The organism is Anaeromyxobacter soli, assembly GCF_022808855.1.
GTDB lineage: Bacteria > Myxococcota > Myxococcia > Myxococcales > Anaeromyxobacteraceae > Anaeromyxobacter > Anaeromyxobacter soli.
Genome location: NZ_JAKZLF010000008.1, coordinates 17120 through 36402, shown reverse-complemented (window position 1 = coordinate 36402; position 19283 = coordinate 17120). Strand labels below are relative to the sequence as shown.

14 protein-coding genes and 1 tRNA gene are annotated in these 19283 nt (G+C 74.1%); 10 read left to right on the top strand and 5 right to left on the bottom strand.

The features are described from left to right. The first annotated feature begins 2 nt into the window (after positions 1-2). Positions 3-1493, top strand: coding sequence for a SpoVR family protein (locus MLV88_RS07995; RefSeq protein WP_242336564.1), 1491 nt, complete (start codon positions 3-5; stop codon positions 1491-1493). A gap of 136 nt (positions 1494-1629) precedes the next feature. Further along, positions 1630-2922, top strand: coding sequence for a M23 family metallopeptidase (locus MLV88_RS07990; RefSeq protein WP_242336567.1), 1293 nt, complete (start codon positions 1630-1632; stop codon positions 2920-2922). 190 nt (positions 2923-3112) lie between these two features. Here the strand turns inward: MLV88_RS07990 and MLV88_RS07985 are convergent, their stop codons facing one another. Next, positions 3113-5581: a PAS domain S-box protein gene (locus MLV88_RS07985; protein ID WP_242336570.1), complete on the bottom strand. Its 2469-nt coding sequence runs from the start codon at positions 5579-5581 to the stop codon at positions 3113-3115. Between the two features lie 191 nt (positions 5582-5772). Next, complete coding sequence (locus tag MLV88_RS07980) at positions 5773-7782, bottom strand: DEAD/DEAH box helicase (RefSeq protein ID WP_243337263.1); 2010 nt, start codon at positions 7780-7782, stop codon at positions 5773-5775. A 240-nt stretch (positions 7783-8022) separates the two neighbouring features. Between MLV88_RS07980 and MLV88_RS07975 the strand changes: the two genes are divergently transcribed. Beyond that, complete coding sequence (locus MLV88_RS07975) at positions 8023-8994, top strand: sigma-70 family RNA polymerase sigma factor (protein ID WP_243337261.1); 972 nt, start codon at positions 8023-8025, stop codon at positions 8992-8994. A gap of 126 nt (positions 8995-9120) precedes the next feature. Here MLV88_RS07975 and MLV88_RS07970 read toward each other — a convergent pair whose 3' ends face one another. After that, positions 9121-9783, bottom strand: coding sequence for a hypothetical protein (locus MLV88_RS07970; RefSeq protein ID WP_242354555.1), 663 nt, complete (start codon positions 9781-9783; stop codon positions 9121-9123). A gap of 103 nt (positions 9784-9886) precedes the next feature. On the opposite strand from MLV88_RS07970, the gene MLV88_RS07965 reads away from it, so the two are divergent. The 3 genes from MLV88_RS07965 (at position 9887) to MLV88_RS07955 (ending at position 13710) form a co-directional block, all read left to right on the top strand. Next, complete coding sequence (locus MLV88_RS07965; RefSeq protein ID WP_243337259.1) at positions 9887-10654, top strand: DUF4159 domain-containing protein; 768 nt, start codon at positions 9887-9889, stop codon at positions 10652-10654. Position 10655: 1 nt separating this feature from the next. Further along, on the top strand, positions 10656-12935 hold the full coding sequence (locus MLV88_RS07960; RefSeq protein ID WP_243337257.1) for a glutamine amidotransferase: 2280 nt from the start codon (positions 10656-10658) through the stop codon (positions 12933-12935). Positions 12936-13224: 289 nt separating this feature from the next. Beyond that, positions 13225-13710, top strand: coding sequence for an FKBP-type peptidyl-prolyl cis-trans isomerase (locus MLV88_RS07955; protein ID WP_243337255.1), 486 nt, complete (start codon positions 13225-13227; stop codon positions 13708-13710). Between the two features lie 80 nt (positions 13711-13790). On the opposite strand, the gene MLV88_RS07950 is transcribed toward MLV88_RS07955, so the two are convergent. Then, positions 13791-15638, bottom strand: coding sequence for a serine/threonine-protein kinase (locus MLV88_RS07950; protein WP_243337253.1), 1848 nt, complete (start codon positions 15636-15638; stop codon positions 13791-13793). Between the two features lie 126 nt (positions 15639-15764). Between MLV88_RS07950 and MLV88_RS07945 the strand changes: the two genes are divergently transcribed. Genes MLV88_RS07945 through MLV88_RS07935 form a run of 3 tightly spaced genes read left to right on the top strand, consistent with a single transcriptional unit; the run spans position 15765 to position 17885 of the window. Then, positions 15765-16673, top strand: a complete 909-nt coding sequence (locus MLV88_RS07945; protein WP_242336627.1) for an HAD family hydrolase — start codon at positions 15765-15767, stop codon at positions 16671-16673. 2 nt (positions 16674-16675) lie between these two features. Then, positions 16676-17458: an SDR family NAD(P)-dependent oxidoreductase gene (locus tag MLV88_RS07940; RefSeq protein WP_242336629.1), complete on the top strand. Its 783-nt coding sequence runs from the start codon at positions 16676-16678 to the stop codon at positions 17456-17458. A 43-nt stretch (positions 17459-17501) separates the two neighbouring features. Beyond that, complete coding sequence (locus tag MLV88_RS07935; RefSeq protein ID WP_242336595.1) at positions 17502-17885, top strand: (2Fe-2S) ferredoxin domain-containing protein; 384 nt, start codon at positions 17502-17504, stop codon at positions 17883-17885. A gap of 26 nt (positions 17886-17911) precedes the next feature. Here MLV88_RS07935 and MLV88_RS07930 read toward each other — a convergent pair whose 3' ends face one another. After that, a complete protein-coding gene (locus MLV88_RS07930) occupies positions 17912-18742 on the bottom strand; it encodes a SirB1 family protein (protein ID WP_242336598.1) in 831 nt (276 codons plus the stop codon). A 283-nt stretch (positions 18743-19025) separates the two neighbouring features. Here MLV88_RS07930 and MLV88_RS07925 point away from each other — a divergent pair. Next, positions 19026-19101: transfer RNA gene (locus MLV88_RS07925), tRNA-Asn, on the top strand. The last annotated feature ends 182 nt before the right edge of the window (positions 19102-19283 follow it).

Sequence of the window (19283 nt, the reverse complement as noted above, 5' to 3'; positions counted from 1 at the left end):
GCATGGATCGCAAGACGCAGCTCCCGGCGCACCTGCACGACATCCGCAAGCGCATCGAGGGCTACGCCCGCGAGTACGGGCTCGACTTCTTCGACACGATCTTCGAGGTCCTGAACTTCGACGAGATCAACATGGTCGCCGCCTACGGCGGCTTCCCGAACCGCTACCCGCACTGGCGGTTCGGGATGGACTACGAGCGGCTCGCGAAGGGCTACGAGTACGGCCTCTCCAAGATCTACGAGATGGTCATCAACAACGACCCCTCGTACGCGTACCTGCTCGAGTCCAACATGGACGTGGACCAGAAGCTCGTGATGGCCCACGTCTACGGCCACGTCGACTTCTTCAAGAACAACTTCATGTTCCGGCACACCAACCGGAAGATGATGGACCAGATGGCGAACCACGCGACGCGCGTCCGCCGCTACCAGGACAAGCTCGGGGTGGAGCTGGTCGAGGACTTCATCGATCGCTGCCTCTCGATCGAGAACCTCATCGACTACCAGTCACCCTACGTGAAGCGCCGTCCGGACCACCCGGAGGAGGAGGGCGAGCGGAAGGTCGCGAAGGGCTTCAAGTCCGAGCGCGAGTACATGCGGGAGTTCATCAACCCGCCGGAGTTCCTGAAGGCGCAGCAGAAGCTGCTCGACGAGGAGGCCGCCCGCAAGCGCAAGTTCCCCGAGCGCCCGGAGCGCGACGTGCTGCTCTTCCTCCTGGAGAACGCGCCCCTCGAGCGGTGGGAGCACGACGTCCTCTCCATCGTCCGCGAGGAGGCGTACTACTTCGCGCCGCAGGGCCAGACCAAGATCATGAACGAGGGCTGGGCCACCTACTGGCACTCCAAGATCATGACGGAGAAGGCCCTCGACGCGTCGGAGATCATCGACTACGCCGACCACCACTCCGGCACCCTGGCCACGCACCCGGGCCAGCTCAACCCCTACAAGCTCGGCGTGGAGCTCTGGCGCGACATCGAGGACCGCTGGAACAAGGGGCGCTTCGGCAAGGAGTACGACGACTGCGACTCCTTCGTGGAGCGCAAGCACTGGGACAAGCGGCTCGGCCTCGGCCGCGAGAAGATCTTCGAGGTCCGCAAGCACTACAACGACGTCACCTTCATCGACGAGTTCCTCACCCTCGAGTTCGTGCTCGATCAGCGCCTGTTCACCTACGGCTACAACGACAAGCACCAGCGCTGGGAGGTCATGGAGCGCGAGTTCAAGAAGGTGAAGGAGAAGCTCCTCCACATGCTGACCAACTTCGGCCAGCCGATGATCGCGGTGGAGGACGGCAACTTCGACAACCGCGGCGAGCTCCTCCTCGTGCACAAGCACGACGGGGTGGACCTGAAGCTCGACTACGCGCGCGACACCCTGAAGCACCTCCAGTCGCTCTGGCGCCGGCCCGTGAACCTCGTCTCCAAGATCGAGGGCCGCGGCACGCTCTTCCGCTTCGACGGCAAGGAGCACGGCGACCGGCGCGTGGAGCTCTGACCCCGGCCGGCGGCCGCTCCGACGCGGCGCGGCAGCGCTCCCCGCCCGGTAGCGGCCCGGCACCCGACGTACCCACTCCCACACGCCCAACACCGGGATTTCTGATCCGCCGGACCTGCTGCTACATTGCCGGCCGATGCAGAACCGCGCCGACGACCTGCCCCGCCGCCGCCGTCTCCCCGCCGTCCTCGCCGGGCTCGGCTTCCTCACCATTCTCGCCGTCGCCCTGGTGGGCGCCGCCGGCCGGCTCCGCGCGGTCCCGCCCGAAGCGAACCCCGCGATCATCCAGGCGGAACCGGCGCCGGGGCCGTCGGCCCAGGCCACGCCGGCGGTCGAGCCGGTGCGCTTCACGACGGTCGCGGTGCGGCTGCAGAAGAACCAGACCCTGAACCAGGCGCTGTTCTCGCTCCGCCTCGCGGCGGCGGAGGTGAACCAGGTGGTGGACGCGCTCCGCGGCCACTTCCCCTTCCGGAAGGCGCGGCCCGGCGACCAGCTCCGCATCGAGCGCACCGCGGACGGCGACCTGCACCGCTTCAGCTACCGGCAGGGCGCGGCGGATGAGTGGATCGTCGAGCGGGCCCCGGACGGCACGCTCGAGGGCGCGAAGCGCCCGGTCGAGCTCACGACCGAGGTCGCCCGCGTGGCGGTCACCATCGAGTCGTCGCTCTACGAGTCGCTCGCGCGCGCCGAGGAGGACCCCGGGCTCGCGGTGCTCGCCGCGGACGTGCTCGCCTGGGACGTCGACTTCTACCAGGACGTCCGGAACGGCGACCGGATGCGGATCCTCGTCGAGAAGGTGTACGCCGACGGGAAGCTCCTGCGGTACGGGGACGTCCTCGCGGCCGAGTACGACGGCGCCGCGACGGGCCGCAAGCGCCTCTTCCGCTACACCGACCCGACGGGCCAGACGAGCTACTTCGACGACGAGGGCAACAGCGCGCGGCGCGGCTTCCTCAAGTCACCGCTCAAGTACGCGCACGTCACCTCGACGTTCGGGATGCGCCGCCACCCGGTCCTCGGCTACACGCGGGCCCACGAGGGCGTCGACTACGGCGCGCCGGTCGGCACGCCCATCTGGGCGGTGGGCGACGGCTCTGTCCGGCAGGCGGGCTGGAACGGCGGCTGCGGCAAGAGCGTGATCCTGCACCACCGCAACGGGCTCGAGACCATCTACTGCCACATGTCGCAGGTCGCGGTGTCGGCGGGGAGGCAGGTCTCGCAGAAGCAGATCATCGGCTACGTCGGGTCGACCGGCCTCTCGACCGGGCCGCACCTCCACTACGCGGTCAAGCGCGGCGGGAGGTACATGAACCCGATGCAGATCCAGGTCCCGCGCGAAGCGCCCGTCCAGGCGGCGTGGCTGCCGGACTACCGCGAGAAGATCGCGCCGCTGCGGGCCCAGCTCGCGGGGCCGGTCGCGCTGAACTGAGTCGATCTCACGGGGACTGCGTCCCCTCCCCAGCGGCGAAGCCGCTGGGGACCCCACCCCTGCTCGGCGGGGCCCGTGAACGGTCGCGCCCGCTTCGCGGGTTCGCGACCGTTCCCCGCCGGGAGCGGCTTCGCCCCTCCCCGCGCGTTGCGCGGGGCCCCTCCCGCTGAGATGACTGGCGGGGGGCCCCTCACTCGCGCCGCGCGAGCACGCGCGCCAGCGCGCCGCGGAGCACGTCGAGGCGCACCGGCTTCTCGAGGCACGCCTCCGGCTCGATCTCCGTCGCCCGCCTGGCCTCGTCGGTGAACGCGCCCGCGGTCATGAACAGCACGCGGCCGTCCAGCTCGGGCGCGATCGCGAGGAGCTGGCGGTGCAGCTCGAGGCCGGTCATGTCCGGCATGACGAGGTCCGTGAGCACCGCGTCGAACCGCTCCCCCCGCTCGACGAGCCGGAGCGCCGTGCGGGCCGACGCCACGACCGTCACGTCGTGATCGGCCGCGAGCACGCGCCGGAGCGACGCCGCCACCAGCCGCTCGTCGTCCACCACCAGCACGCGGCTCCGCGCGACCGGGGGCGGCGCCGCGGCGCGGCCCGCCGTGACGGACGCCGACGGCGCCGTCTCGGCCGCCGGCAGGACCACCCGGAAGGTGGCGCCGCTGCCCGGGGTGCTCTTCACCTCGAGCTGCCCGCCCAGGCCCTGCACGATGCTGCGGCAGATGCTGAGGCCGAGGCCGGTGCCCTGCCCCGCCGGCTTCGTCGTGAAGAACGGCTCGAAGATCCGCGGGAGGACCGCGGGCGGGATCCCGGCGCCGGTGTCGGCCACCTCGACGGCGACGTTCCGGCCGGGCAGCTCCCGGGCGGAGATGCGGATGACGTGAGACTGCGCGTCTCCCTCCGGGATGGCCTGGGCCGCGTTGGCGAGCAGGTTCACGAACACCTGCGCGAGGCGCGCCGGGCTGCCCTGCACCGCGGGCACGCGGCGGACGTCCTTCTCGAGCCGCGCCCGGTGCCGGATCTCGTTCCAGGTCATGGCCACCGAGGAGCGGAGCACGGCCTCGAGGTCCGCCGGGCCGTCGTCGGCGCCGCTCGCGGCGCGCATGAACGTGCGGAGGTCCTGCAGGATGAGGCCCAGCCGCTCCACCCCCTCCACCGACTCCTGGAGCGCCTCGCGGATCTCCGCGCTCGGGCGGTCCGCGACGAGCGGGGGGACCGCGCCCGCGAGGTACTCGAGGTTCGCGGCGACGTACGCGAGCGGCGTGTTGAGCTCGTGCGCCACGCCCGCCGCGAGCGCGCCGACCGAGATGAGCCGGTCCGCGAGGGCGAGGCGGGTCTGGACCTCGCGTCGCGAGGTGACGTCGCGGAGCACCGCGAGCGCCACCCCGGGCTGGATGTCGGGCACCACGTCCCACTCGACGAGCCGGGTGTCGCTCGGCGTCGTGACGGTGGCCTCGCCCTGGCGCGGCGTGCGCGCCGCGAGGTCGAGCTCGGTGCGGGCGACCTCCGAGGGCCGGTGCCCCCGCAGCGCCTCGAATGTCGCGCCGAGGATCCGCTCCACCGCCGCGTTCGCGTCGACGAAGCGCCCCTCGCGGTCGACGATGGCGAGCCCGTCGCGCGCGTGGTCGAAGACGGCGCGGGCGAGCCGCTCGCGCACGCGGAGCGCCTCCTGCGCGGCGCGCGCGTCGATGGAGGTCGCCACCACGTTCGCGACCGTCTCGAGGAAGTGGATCTCGTCCGAGGCGAAGTGGCGCGGCGAGCGGCCGGCGACGAGGAGGACCCCGTGGGCGCGCTCCTTCCCGCGCACGGGGACGGCGAGCGCGGCGCCGGCGCCGGCGGCGGCGAGGAGCGAGTCCGCGAGGCGGCCGTCGCGGACCACGTCGGAGCTGTGGACCGGCGAGCCGCCCGCGCGCGCGAGGCCGGCGAGCGTCATCACGACCGGGACGGCGTGGCCACGCGGGACCGAGACGCCAGCGGAGGCGCGGACGGCGAGGCCGCCTCCCTCCGGCTCGAGGTACGCGCCCGCCGAGAGCTGGAGGGCGCTCGGGGCGAGCGACGCGGCCGCGTCCAGGAGATCCTGCACGGACGGGAGCCCGAGCGCGAGCTGGCTCACGCGGGCGAGCGCCGCGGCGCGGCGGAGCTCGGCGTCGAGGCGCAGCGCGTCCTCGCCGCCCTCGGCCGCCGCGCGCCGGCCTTCCCGGTCGCGCCAGCAGGCGATGATGTAGACCGGATTCTCGCGCGGCCAGGGGCGCGCCGAGAACTCGAGCCAGCGCAGCCGGCCGTCGGCGCAGCGGACCCTGACCTCGATCGGGATGGCGTCGTCGAGCGGCGTCGAGCGTGCGCTCGCGAGGCTCGCGAGGTCCTCCTCGCTCACGAACGACCAGGCGTTCTTCCCGATCACCTCGTCCGGCCGGTAGCCCGCGATCCGCTCGACGGCGTCGTTCACGTAGAGGATGTCGCCGGCGGGCGTGAGCACGCCGAGCAGATCGTCCGAGAACGCCGCCACCGCCGCGTGGAGCCCCGTGTCGAGATCTCCGACCTGCCGTTGCAGGCCCTCGGGAGCGCCCTCGCCGGGCCGCAGGCCGCCGGCCCGCTCGAGCTCCGCGACGCGGTTGTAGAGGACCGCGAGCTCGCGAAGGAGCTCGGGGGTGGTAGACAGGGCCATCGCGCCTCCCCTGCGTGGCAATGAGGCTGCATCCTACGACGCGCAGCGTGCGATCGCCTGCCTCTCGTCCGGCGAAGCCGAGACGCGGCGCGTCGTGAGGCCGCCCGGCCCCGTCGACCGGAGAATCACCGCGAGCGCACACCGCCGCGCGCGAGGAGGTCCCCGCGTCGCGCGGCGGCGTGGGGCGGCCTTCAGCGGCGACGGCGCCGGGCGCGCTCGGCCGTGAGCGTCTTCCCGCTCCACTCCTTGCCGTGCAGCGCCGCCACCGCGCCTTCGAGCGCCTCGGGCGCGACCTCGACGTAGCTGTGCGTGCGGCGGACCTCGACGGACCGCGGCTCGACGCCGGGCGCGAAGGTGGAGAGGGCCTCGCGCACGCGGCCCTCGTCGGCGCCGTCCTGCTCGCCGAGCGAGAGGAAGATCTTCGCGCGCGGCGGCCTCGCCGCGTCCTCGCTCCCCGCCCCCCCGGCGAGGCTCCCCTCCGCGCCACCCTCCGGCGCGGGCGCGTCGCCCTCGACGGACGGCTCGCGCCGGCGGTCACCGCGTCCGCGCGAGGTGCGGCGGCTGCCCTCGCGGGGCGCGGGCGAGCCCGCGTCCACGGTCGTCGCGGTCACCTCGCGCGTCTTGCCGTCCGCCTCGCCAGCCGGCGCGACCGCCTCGACCACCTCGCGGCGCTCGCGACGCGGCCGCTCCGAGCGCTCCGAACGCTCTGAGCGCCCGGACCGCTCCGACCGCTCGCCGCGATGTCCGCGGTCGCGCCCGCGGGCCTCGCGCGGCTCGGCCTTCTCGCGCGGCTCGGCCTTCTCGCGGCGCTCGTGCTCCTCGCGCTTGTGCTCCGCCTTCTCGCGATCCTGGGCCCGCTCCATGCGGTGGTGCGTGAAGAAGTACTTGAGCGCGAAGGCCGTGAGGTACTCGCCGTCCGGGCGGTTCTTGAGCTCCTGCGCGAGCGGGATGAACGCCTCGAAGATCGACGCGCTCATGTTGTCCTTCAGCTCCGCGACGTGGCGGTCCGTCCAGCGGCGCCGCGCCTCGTCGGGCGTGGGCAGCTTCTTCTCCTCGAAGGTGATCCCGTACTTCTTCTGGAGCACCGTGAGCGTGTGGATCTCGGCGCCCGACACGATCGAGAGGCTCGTGCCCTTCTTGCCGATGCGCCCGGTGCGGCCCACCCGGTGGAGGAACACCGCGGGATCCTCGGGCAGCGAGTAGTTGATGACGTGCGAGAGGTCCGAGATGTCGATGCCGCGCGCCGCGATGTCGGTCGCGACCATGAAGCGGACCTCGCCCCGCTTCACCTTCGCCATCACCCGCTCGCGCTCCTTCTGAGGCAGATCGCCGTTCAGGAGCTCCGCGTCGTAGCCGTTCCGGTTCAGGACGGCCGCCACGAGCGAGGTGTCGTTGCGCGTGTTGCAGAAGACGATCGCCGTCTCGGGCTCCTCCGTCTCGATCATGTAGAGGAGGTTGCGCGGCTTCGGGTACGCGTCCACCGCCGGGTACATCACGTTGTGGATGTTCTCGACCGAGTACTCGTCGCCCGAGAGGAGGATGGTCTCCGGCTCGGTGAGGTAGTCGTGGATGATCTGCTCGATGTCGGCCGGGACCGTCGCCGAGAAGAGCAGCTGCTGGCAGTCCTGGGGGAGGTTGTCGAGGATGCGCGTCACCTCCTCGAAGAACCCCATGTTCAGCATCTCGTCCGCCTCGTCGAGGCAGCAGACCATCGCGTCGTCGAGCTTGAGCGTGCGACGCCGGATGTGATCGTAGATGCGGCCCGGGGTCCCGACGACGATCTCGGCGCCGGCCTCGAGCTTCTGGAGCTGGTCGCCCATCGACGCGCCGCCGTACACCGCGACGACCGACAGGTCCCTGTGCTTCGCGAGCGCGGTGAACTCCTCGGCCACCTGGATGGCGAGCTCGCGCGTCGGGCACATCACGAGCGCGGAGGGCTTGCGCCGGCCCTCCGGCACGCGCTCGAGGATGGGGATCGCGAAGGCGGCGGTCTTGCCGGTGCCGGTCTTCGACCGGACGATCACGTCCTTGCCGTCGCGGACGGGCCGGTAGGTCGCGGCCTGCACCGGGGTCGGCCGCTCGTAGCCTCGCTCGGCGATCGCGCGGCGGACCGCCTCCGAGAGCCCGAGCTCGTCGAAGGAGGCCTGTGAGACGTAGTCAGAGGGCGCCAGCTCTGGCGCCCCGGCGGCGGGGTTCTCCATGCGTAGACTCCTGCTCGCGCCTCGACCGAGTCGGGCGCGGCTCGTGAGCGGCGCATGGCGGCATCTCGCTAGGGACCGCGTCGGCCTCGGTCCTGAGGGAGGACCGGAACCCGCGCCGTTCCGCGAAGACCCGCCACGCGCCGGTGCCGGCGCCGCAGTTCTTGCACGCGGCGCCGCACCTCATATAACACAACGACGGGCGCGCGCCGGCATTCCTGCCTGGCCGCGCCCGAAACCCCGATGGCGAAGCCCACGCGCGACGACGAGGCCACCCCCCGGCCGCTCCCACGCCTGCCCTCGCGCGCCGAGCGCGAGGCCGGGGCGGGCGGACTCGTCCGCTACGACCCGCTCCGCGCGTACATGGCGGAGATCTCGCGCCACCCGGTGCTCTCGCGCGAGGAGGAGCACGCGCTCGCGGTGCGGTACCGCGAGACGGGCGACGTCGACGCCGCCTATCGCCTCGTCGCCTCGAACCTCCGCCTCGTGGTGAAGATCGCGCACGAGTACCGCCGCACCGCGTTCCAGGTCCTGGACCTCGTCCAGGAGGGGAACATGGGCCTCATGCAGGCCGTCAAGAAGTACGACCCGTGGAAGGGCGTGAAGCTCTCGTCCTACGCGGCGTGGTGGATCCGCGCGTACATCATCCGGTTCCTCATGGAGAACTGGCGGATGGTGAAGCTCGGCACCACCCAGGCCCAGCGCAAGCTCTTCTTCAACCTGTCCAAGGAGCGCGAGAAGCTCCTCGCCCGCGGCATCGATCCCACTCCCCGCCTCCTCGCGAAGAACCTCGACGTCGAGGAGAAGGACGTCCTCGAGATGACCGCGCGGATGTCGAGCGAGGACGTCTCGCTCGACGCCCCTCTCCGCAGCGACGAGGACGACGCGCGCCAGACCCGCCTCGATCGCCTGGCGCTCGACGGCGCGAGCGCGCCCGACGAGCAGATCGGCGACGAGCAGCTCCGCCGGATCTTCCGCGAGAAGCTCCAGTCGTTCTCGCAGACCATCAAGGACGAGAAGGAGCGCTACATCTTCGACCGGCGCCTCCTGCCCCCCGATGGAGAGCCGCCCCTGACGCTCCAGGAGATCGGCGATCGCTTCAAGCTCACCCGCGAGCGGGCGCGCCAGATCGAGGCGAAGCTCACGGCCCGGCTGCGGGACTACCTGCGCGCGGAGATCCCGGACTTCGAGCTGCTCGGCCCGCCCGAGGACTGATGGCCGCGATCGCGCCCCTCGAGCCGGCGGCTGGCGCCCGGCCCGAGCGAGCGACGCCCTGAGCCGGACGCCCCGCGTGGCCGGGCGTGACTCGCCGCGCCGGGAGTCGATCGCGAGCGTCGTCGCTCAGGCGGCTGGCGGCGGGCGCGGGGCGCGCGCCGGCGCGACCCCGTGGGCGAGCTGGTAGGCGGCGCCCGCGACGGCGAGCACGAGGGCGAGGGCCACGATCGCGAGCGGGTGCGTGACGAGCTCTCGCGCGAGGGGGCGGGCTCCTCCGAGCGCGACCGCTGCGGCGCCCACCAGGAGGCCGCCCACGGCGGAGGCGAAGCCGACCGCCACCAACCGGGCGAAGAGCAGCCCGACCAGCCCGGCGACGAGCGCGCCGATCGCCGCGCCCAGCTCGGCGCGGCCGGCGATGGGCGCGTGGAGGCCGAGCAGCAGCCCGGGCAGCGCGCCCACGGCGGCGGGGAACGCGAGCGGGACGAGCGCGCAGGCGGCGCCCGCGACGACGGCGAGGACGGGCGCGGCCACGGCGAGCGATATCCCGAGGTGCGCCGCGATCGCGCCGCGGAGCGCGTACGCGGCGAGGGCGGCGAGGACCGCCCCGCCCGCCGCGGCCAGCCCGCGCGGGAACCGCGCCGCGACCGTGAGCGCCGCGAGACCGAGGAGCCCCGCCGCGAGCGCGACCGCGAACCCTCGGTCGCGCAGCAGCTCCGCGAGGCGGCCCAGGTCGGCCGCGGCCGCGACGGCGCGCGCTGCGAGGTCGAGGACGCTCTTGAGCACCGACACGGCGCACACCCTAGCAGCGGGTGGAGCGCGCGCCAACCTGGCGCCCGTGCCGGGATTCCGCGGGCGCCCGCGCCGGTTTCCGCCTAAGATCTGCGCGAGATCGATGCCCGGCCCGACCCGTATCCCACGCCGCACGTTCCTCGCCGCGGCGGCGGCCGCCGCCACCCTCGCCGCCCTCCCCCGGCGCGCTCGCGCGTTCTCCGACGCCTCGAAGCTCGTCCTCGCCCAGGTGCAGCACGGCGGCAGCTGGAACCCGCGACCGTCCGCGCTGCGCCGCCTCGGGTGGGAGCTCGCGCGGCGGACGTCCATCGAGACGGCGAGCGCACCGGCCGCGGTGCGGCTCTCCGATCCCGGGCTCCACCGCTGGCCGTGGCTCTACCTCGCCGGGGCGGGCCCGCTCCCGCCCTTCGCCGACGCCGAGCGCGCCGCCCTCCGCCGCCACCTGCAGTACGGCGGATTCCTCGTCGTGGACTCCGCCGACGGCACCGAGGCCGGTCCGTTCGACGCCTCGGTCCGCCGTGAGCTCGCGCGGGTGCTCCCCGCCTCCCCGCTCGCGCCCGTGCCGCGCGAGCACGTCCTCAACAAGACGTTCTACCTCCTCGATCGCCAGGGCGGCCGCGTGCTCGTGAAGCCCTGGGTCGAGGCGCAGACGCTCGACGGGCGACTCGCGGTGGTCTACTCGCAGAACGATCTCGGCGGCGCATGGGCCCGCACGGAGCTCGGCGACTGGGAGTATCCGTGCACGCCCGGCGGCGAGGCGCAGCGCGAGACGGCGCTGCGCATCGGCGTGAACCTCGCGATGTACGCGCTCTGCACGGACTACAAGGACGACGCCGTGCACCTCCCGTTCATCCTCCGCAGGCGGAGCTAGCGTGGACGGCGGGTACAACGCCTGGCGGCTCACCGCGCTCACGCCGCTGCCGACCTGGGCGATCGCCCTGGCCGCGCTCGCCGCGGCCGGCGCCGTGGTCCTCGCGCTGCGGGGGCTGCGCTCCGAGCCGCGCCGCGCCCGGCGCGCAGCCCTCGTCGCGCTCCGCGCCCTCGCGGCGGTCCTCGCGCTGTTCCTCCTGCTCGAGCCCGCCGTCGAGCTCCTCCAGACCGCGCGGGTCCGCAACCGCTTCGCCGTCCTCCTCGACGCTTCACGCTCGATGAACTTCCCGGTGGAGCGGGACGGCGAGCCCCGCGCCGCGGCGGCCGGGGCGTTCCTCGCCGCGCACCGCGCCGATCTCGAGCGGCTCTCGGACCGCGTGGACCTCGAGTGGTACACGTTCGGCGCGGACGTCGCGCCGGTGGATCCGGCGGAGGCCGCGCGCGGCGTCCCCGGGCGCGCGGGCCGGACGGACCTCCTCGGGGCGCTCGACGCGGTCGCCTCGGGCGCGAGCGGCTCGACGCGGCGGCTCGCCGGCCTGCTCGTGGTGTCGGACGGAGCGGACAACGCCGCGCTCTCGGAGGGCGTGGGCCCGGAGGCCCGCGCCAAGGCGCGCGCGCTCGGGATCCCGGTGAACGCCGTCGCGGTCGGGCGCGGGGCGCCCAAGGATCTCGCCATCGAGCGCGTCGCGGTCGACGAGTTCGCGTTCGTCCGGAACACCGTCACGGTGGACGTGACGCTCCGCGCGCGCGGCTTCTCCGACGAGGAGGTCCGGCTCGTCCTGCGCCGCGAGGGGGCGGTCGTCGCCTCGGCCACCGTCCGCCTCGAGCGGGGCCGCGACCGCTACACCGTCCCGCTCTCCTTCGCGCCGGACGCGACGGGGACCTTCGTCTTCACCGTCGCGGCCCCGGTGTTCCCGGGCGAGGCGGTCGTCGAGAACAACGCGCGCTCCTTCGTGCTGCGCGTCATCCGGGACCGCGTCCGCGTGCTGCTCGTCGCCGGGCGGCCGAGCTGGGACGTGCGCTTCCTGCGCGGCCTGCTCAAGCAGGATCCCAACGTCGATCTCGTGAGCTTCTTCATCCTCCGCTCGAACGCCGACGACGCGGGGCCGCAGCAGGACCTGTCGCTCATCCCGTTTCCGGTGGCGGAGATCTTCGGGGAGCAGCTCCGGACGTTCGACGCGGTGGTCTTCGTGAACTTCGCCTACGCCCCGTACCGCGGGCTCGAGATCGAGCGCTTCCTGCCCGCGCTCCGCGAGTACGTGCGCGGGGGCGGCGCGCTCGCCATGGTCGGCGGCGAGCAGAGCTTCGGCGACGGGCGCTACGGCGAGACGGCGCTCGCCGAGATCCTCCCCGTCGCGCCGATCGACGGCTCGTCGATGGCGGAGGGCGAGATCGCGCCCCGGCTCACCTCGGAGGGGAAGCGCCACCCCGTGACGAGCCTCGCCCCGGGCGACGCCGCGAACGAGGGGGTCTGGCGCGGGTTGCCGCCCGTCACCGCGGTGAACCTCACGCACGCGCTCGCGCCCGGCGCCGGCGCCTCGGTCCTGCTCGAGGCGCCCGCGGTCCTCGTCGAGGGCCGCCCCGCGCCGCTCGTCGCGGTGCGCGAGGTCGGCGAGGGCCGCACGCTCGCGGTCGCGACCGACGCAACCTGGCGCTGGGGGTTCCTCGCCGCCGAGTCGGGCCAGGGGAACCGCGCGTACCTGCGCTTCTGGAACCAGGCCCTGCGCTGGCTCGTGCGCGATCCGGGCCTCGCGCCCCTGCAGGTCGAGCCCGATGCACCGGCCGTCGAGCCCGGGGCGCCGGTCGGGATCGCGGTCACCTCCCGGCGACCGGACTTCGGGCCCGCCGCCGGCGACCGCGTCGCGGCGGAGCTCGTCGACGACGACGGCCGGAGCGTCGCGCGAGGCGAGGCGGTGGCGGGGGAGGACGGCGTCGCGCGCGTGGAGCTCGTCGCGCCGGGCCCCGGCGCCTACAAGATCGTCGCGCACGGCCGGGACGGCGAGGTCGCGACCGGCGCGGTGGCGGTGCGCGGCTCCGGCCCGGAGGACTCCGACGCGGCGCCGCGCCCGGAGCTGCTCTCGGCGCTCGCGGAGGCCACGGGCGGTGCGTTCTCGGCCCTTCCGGGCGGCCGCCTCCCCGACCTGAAGCTCGCGGATCCCGAGGTGGTCGAGATCGGCCGGCGCAAGTCGGTGCCGGTGTGGGATCGCTGGTGGTACCTCGCCGCCCTGGCGGGCGTGCTCGCCGTCGAGTGGGTCCTCCGGCGCCGCTGGGGTTACTGGTAGCCGCGCGGGCGGTCGCAAAGCTTTCGAGGCGGAAGCGCGGCCGCGCAGGCGTTTCGCTCTCCCCGAGCGATCCCCGGGGGAGCCCGCGGCCGAGGCCACCCAGCCGAGCCCCCGGATTTCCAGGCCTTGCGCCGTTCCCCGCACACGCGGGTGGCCACCGGCACGTCGACTGCAAAGGTCGACATGCGGCACCAGTCGCCTCCCGGGTCAGCAGGCACGGCTGCGAATCCCGGACTGCGCGCCGGCCGTACCCGTTCGCGGGGACGGCCGGCGCGTTATCTTTCGAGCCATGAAGATCTCGAACGGAACCGTCGTCGGCATCGACTACTCGCTCCACCTCGGCGACGGGAAGGTCATCGACGCCTCCGAGCCTGCCGAGCCCCTCACCTATCTCCACGGCGAGGGGCAGATCGTGCCCGGCCTCGAGTCGGCGCTCGAGGGGCTGTCCGCCGGCGATCGCAAGCAGGTGACCGTGCCGCCCAAGGACGGCTACGGCGAGCACGACGCGCGCGGCGTCCAGGAGGTCGACCGCACCGCCTTCCCGCCGGATTTCCAGCCCCAGCCCGGAATGGAGCTCACGGCGGAAGGCGAGGACGGCGAGCCCGTCCCGTTCGTGATCCGGGAGGTCCGGGGCGACAAGATCCTGATCGACCTGAACCACCCGCTCGCCGGCAAGACGCTCTTCTTCGACATCACGGTCCGTGACGTCCGCGAGGCGACCGAAGAGGAGCGGGAGCACGGTCACGCCCACGGGCCGGAAGGGCACGACCACTAGAGACGGATGCCGCTCACGCTCACCCTCGCGCGACGGCCCCGGCGCCGTCGCGGGGCGGAGCCTCGTCCGGGCGCCCGCGGCTACTTGACGGTGGGCGTCACGTCGTAGGTCCAGGTCTCGCCCCGCGAGATCGAGAACCGCTCGGCCACGCTGGCGCCGCCGAGCCGGACCTCGACGCGGTGGGCGCCGACGTCGACCTCGCGCCGCACGTCGCCCATACCGACGCGCTTTCCGTCGACGAGGACCTCGGCCTCCGCCGGCGCGGTCACGACGAGGAACCCCTTCCCTGCCGACGGAGCAGCCGCGGCGACGCGGCGGGGCGGCGCCTTCTTCGCCGGCTTCGCCGGCTTCGCCGGCGCGGCCGCAGCAGGCTCCGCCGCGGCAGCCCTGGGCGGAGCTCCGGCGTCCTCCGCGGGCGCCGTGGAGGCGGGCCTCGCCGTTGCCGCGCCGCCCGCTGCGGGCGCTTCGGGGCGGACCTCGGCTGCCTGTGCGGGCTCGCGTCCGGCGACGTCCGCGCGGACGAGGTCGGGGAGGATCCTGCCGCGCGTGGCGACGAAGCCCCCGCCGAACCCGACGAGAAGGCACAGCGCGGCGATCGCGAGCGGGGCCCGCGAGCGCCGCGGCGCTGCGGCGACGGGCGCGGGGAACGTGGACACCGTGTCCGGCGAAGGAGCAGCCACTCCGCCCGAGGCGACCGGCTGCGGCGAGAACGGATCCGCAGGACGCGGGACCTGCACCGGCGTCGGCGCGACGGCGGGCGCGGGCGCCTGTGGCGCGACGCGCGCGGGGATGACGACGGGCTCAGGGAGCACCGAGCCAGCGCGCGCCTCGGCCGCGGAGGGAGCGAACCATTCAGGAAGAGCCGCCTCGCGCGGTCCTGCCGGGACGGGGGTCGTGCTCGGGACCGGCTGCACCGGCAGAGCCGTTTGCTCCGGCAGGAGCGGGTTCACCGAGGAGGCCGGGGTCTCCGTTCCGACCGGGTTGCCCGTAGCCATCGCGGTCGGGCTCGGGGTCGGGCTCGGGGTCGGGGTCGGGGTCGCGCTCGAGGTGGGGGTCGCGGTCGGGGTGGCCGCCGCCATGGCCGGCTCGCCGTCCTCCAGCAGCTCGACGGCGAGATCGGCCTCGGCGTCCTCTCCCGTGGCTCGCGCGACGAGGCGCGCGAGCGCCGCACGCTCGCCCTCGTCCGCCGGGAGGATGGCCTCGGCGTAGGCCGACACCGCCTCGCGGGGCGCGAGCGGCAGCGCGGCCGCGATCGCCTCGCCCAGCACGCCCGCCGAGCGCAGGGGCTGTCCCCCCGTCGCGCCGAGCGCGAGATCGACGACCGCCGCCAGCGCGGGCGGGATGCCGGGAGCGTCGAGCGGCCGCAGCGGCGCCTGCGGGGGCTCGCCGACGAGGCACTCGTGCAGGATCGCGGCGAGCGCGCGCACGTCCGCGGCCGTCTCCTCTCCGAGCCCGGCGCCGAGGCCGGTGAGCACCGTCGCTCCGTCCGCTGCGACGACGAGCCGCTCGGCGGAGAGCGCGCCGTGCGCGAGTGGGCGACCATCGCCGGGATCGAGCGCGTGGACGCGCGCGAGCCCGGCACAGGCGTCGGCGACGACGCGGGCGGCCACGTCCGGAGGGAGCCGCCCGGCGGCGTCGAGGAGGTCGCGGAGCGAAGGACCGGGCCGGTGCGGCTCGACCACCGCGACGGCGCCCCCGACGGTCTCGAGGCCGTCGACCGGCACGACGTTCGGGTGCCGCACGCGCGCCGCGGCCTCGGCGTCGCGCGCGAGCGCCGCGAGTCGAACCGGATCGTCGGCGACGCGCGCCGGGGCGAACGCGAGCACGACCGCGCGGGGCGGCCCTGAGCGGTCCACGGCGAGGGCGCGGCGGAACCCGGAGGAAGACGGCAGCGGCGCGATGATCTCGAAGCGATCGGTCGGGGCCATCGCCGCCGAATCTACACCCTGCCCGCCCGCGGCGCCCGCCCGCAGCGCGCGGCGCACCCACGCCCACGTCGGCACACGGGCGTGGCGGGTGGCGGACCCACCGGCTACGATGCGCGCGTGCCGCGCATGAAGGCCGTCGTCACCGACCTCGACAACACGCTCTACCCATGGGTCGACTACATCGTCCCGAGCCTCGAGGCCATGGTCGCCTCGCTCGAGCAGACCACGGGCCGCCCCCGCATCGAGATCGTCCAGTCCCTGAAGGCGGTCTATACCCGCCACGAGTCGAACGAGTACCCGTTCGCGATCCAGGAGTCGTCGCTCTTCCGGCCGTACGAGGCGGACTTCGACTCGTTCGACGCGCTCGTCATCCGCCCCGCGCGGCGCGCGTTCGCCGAGGCGCGCCGGCGCTACCTTCACCCCTACCCTCACGTCCGCGAGACGCTCGAGAAGATCCGCGCGCGGGGGCTCAAGGTCATCGCCCTCTCCGACGCGCCGCGGAACGCGCTCGAGCTGCGCATCCAGATGCTCGAGCTGGACGGTCTCTTCGACGCGGTCTACGCGCTCAAGGGCTATGACCTGCCCGAGAACGTCGACCCCGAGATCCGCCGCAAGGACGCGGCCGGGGCCTACCGCTCCAAGAAGACCGTGGTCGTGGAGCTGCCGCGCGCGGCGGAGAAGCCCAGCCCGGCGGGGCTGCGCCGGGTCCTCGGCGACTTCGGGCTCGAGGGGACCGAGGTGCTCTACGTCGGCGACAACCCGAAGAAGGACATGCCGGTCGCCCAGGCGTGCGGCGCCGTGGGGGTCTGGGCCGAGTACGGCACGTACATCTCGAAGGAGTACCGCGAGAGGCTCGCGGTGATCTCGGCGAAGGCCGTGACGCGGCGCCACGTGGCCGACGTGGACACGCCGCGGTGGCCGCTGTCGATCGCCTCGTTCGTGCAGATCCTGGACGTCCTCGACGGCGCGCGCTGGACGGCGCCCGAGGCGACCGTGCCGGCGGCCCGGCGCGGCGCGAAGCGGAGGCGGCGTTGAGCGTGCAGGTGAGCTACTCGGATCTCGCAGGGCGCTGCGCGCTCGTCACGGGCGCCTCGTCCGGCATCGGCCTCGGCGTCGCCGAGGCGTTCCTCGCGCAGGGCATGAAGGTCGCCGTCCACTACCGCTCGAACCGCGCGGCCGCGGAGGCGCTCGCGGCCCGCTACCCCGGGCGCGCGGTGGCGATCGGGGCCGAGCTCGGCACCGAGGCCGGCTGCGTCCACCTGGTCGACGCCACGGTGAAGGCGCTCGGCGGGCTCGACCAGATCGTGCACTCGGCCGCGATCTGGAACGAGGGCCCCATCGACCGGATCGCCGGACCGCAGCTCGAGGAGATCTTCCGCGTCAACGTGTTCAGCGCGTTCTACCTCGTGCGCGAGGCGACGCCGTACCTGGGGCGGAACGGCCGCGGCAACGTCGTGTTCATCGGCTCCACCGCCGGCCAGCGTGGCGAGGCGCGCCACGGCCACTACGCGGCGACGAAGGGCGCGCTCCAGTCGCTCGCGATGAGCCTCGCGGTGGAGCTCGCGCCGCGCACCCGGGTGAACCTGGTCTCCCCGGGCTGGGTGCGTACGCCCATGGCGGAGGCGGAGCTGAAGGACGTCGGCGCGGCGATCGCCGGCGCCCTCCCGAACCGGCGCGTCGGCGAGGTCGCGGACGTCGTGCACGCGTGCCTGTACCTCGCGAGCGAGGCCTCCGGGCACCTCGTGGGGGACGACCTCTGCGTCTCGGGAGGCGCGCTGCTGGTCGTGCCGCGCGGTCAGATCGTCGCGCGCGAGCCGTAGCGACTCGCGTGCGGGCGGGCGCCCGCGGCGCTAGGACCACCGCATGCGCTTCCGCCACCACGTCTTCGTGTGCGAGAACGTGCGGGCCGAGGACGATCCGCGAGGCTCGTGCGGGCGCAAGGGCTCGCCCGCGATCCGCCAGGCGCTGAAGGAGGAGCTCAAGCGCCGCGGGCTCGACAAGCAGATCCGCGCGAACGCCGCCGGCTGCCTCGACGCCTGCGCCTTCGGCCCGTCGATCGTCGTGTACCCGGAGGGCGTCTGGTACGGCCACGTCTCGGTCGCGGACGTCGCGGAGATCGTCGAGCGCCACCTCGTGGGCGGCGAGCCGGTCGAGCGGCTCCGGCTGCGGCGCCTCGAGGCCGGACCTCCGGCGCGCGCCGCCGACGCGGCACCGCCGGGTGATCCGAAGAGCGGCGGCGAGCGCTGAGCGGAAGCCGCAGCCGGGGAGCCCGCTCAGTTCGCGAGCTCAGGCCCGTCGTGGAGCTGAGCCAGCGTCGCGCGGACCGAGTCGGAGTCCTGGGCGTCCGGGGCGCGCGCGAGGTACGTCTCGAGGTCGCGCGCCGCCGAGCGGCCCGCTCCGAGCCGGGCCGCGGCGAGGCCGCGATCCCGGAGCGCCGCGAGCTGGCTCGGCGCGGCGAGCAGGATCCGGTCGAGCACCCACCAGGCGCGGAGGTCGTCCTTCCGCGCGGTGTAGAGGCGGCGCAGGTTCCCCAGCATGCGCAGCACGATCTGGCCCGGGGTGGATGGACCGAGCAGGCGCCGGTCGAGATCGCGCCCGGTGCGCTCGCGGTAGCGGGACAGGCAGTCGTCGGCGGAGAGCATCTCCCCGCCGTGGAAGGCGTCCACGAAGATCTCGGCGCCCGAGGGCGAGAGGTAGCGCACGAGGAAGTGGCCCGGCATCCCGACGCCGTCAAGCGAGACCCCTGCGCGGCGCCCGACCTCCATGTACACGACGGACAGCGTGATCGGCAGGCCGACGCGGCGGTCGAGCACCTCGTTCAAAAACGAGCTGCGCGGGTCGTCGTAATCCGTCGACCCGCCGTGCATCCCCTCTTCCCCCGCGAGCACCTCGCGGAGCGCGCGGAGCAACGAGGCGGCGCGGGCGGGAGCCGGCGAGCGGGCGACGACCCGCGCCGCGAGCGCGTCGAGCCGGGCGAGGTACGCAGCCTCGTCGAGGTGTGGGTACTCCTCCGCCGCGATCGCCAGCGCAGCCTCGTCGAGCGGGATGGGATCGCGGGCCATCACCGCGGCGAACCGCTCGCGCGCGAGGCCGCCGGCGGTCATCGCGCCACCGCTGCGGGGGCGAGCGCCCGGCCGGCGGGCGTGCCGGCGAGCCGGCCGCAGGAGGCGAGAGGCGTCGTCACGGAGCCGAGTATAGCTGCCGGGTCCGGCCCTCGGGCGCGCCGTCGGCCTCGGCTGATCACACGGTGGGCGGTTCGTGGGCCCTGCGCCGCGAAGATCGTTCGCTGCCGCGGCGTCGATCGTGGGCGGTACGCGACCCGCCGAAACGGGTCGCATACCCTCTTGACGCGCCCGCGGTCCTTCTCTAGATTCGCGCCCCTGCCATTCCCCAGTAGCTCAGTTGGCAGAGCAGGTGACTGTTAATCACCGGGTCGCATGTTCGAGTCATGCCTGGGGAGCCATTTCGGACGGGCGGTTGGGCCTGGCTCAACCGCCCGTCGTCCATTGAAGCTACCGAGACTCTCCGCAGGATCCTCCCGGATGCTTGCGGGTGCTCGCACCGAGGGAGTCAGGCGCGGGCCGGGGGGCACACCGCCCCCCCCGCACCCCCCGCCGCCCCCGCCCACACGAACCTGAAGGTGTA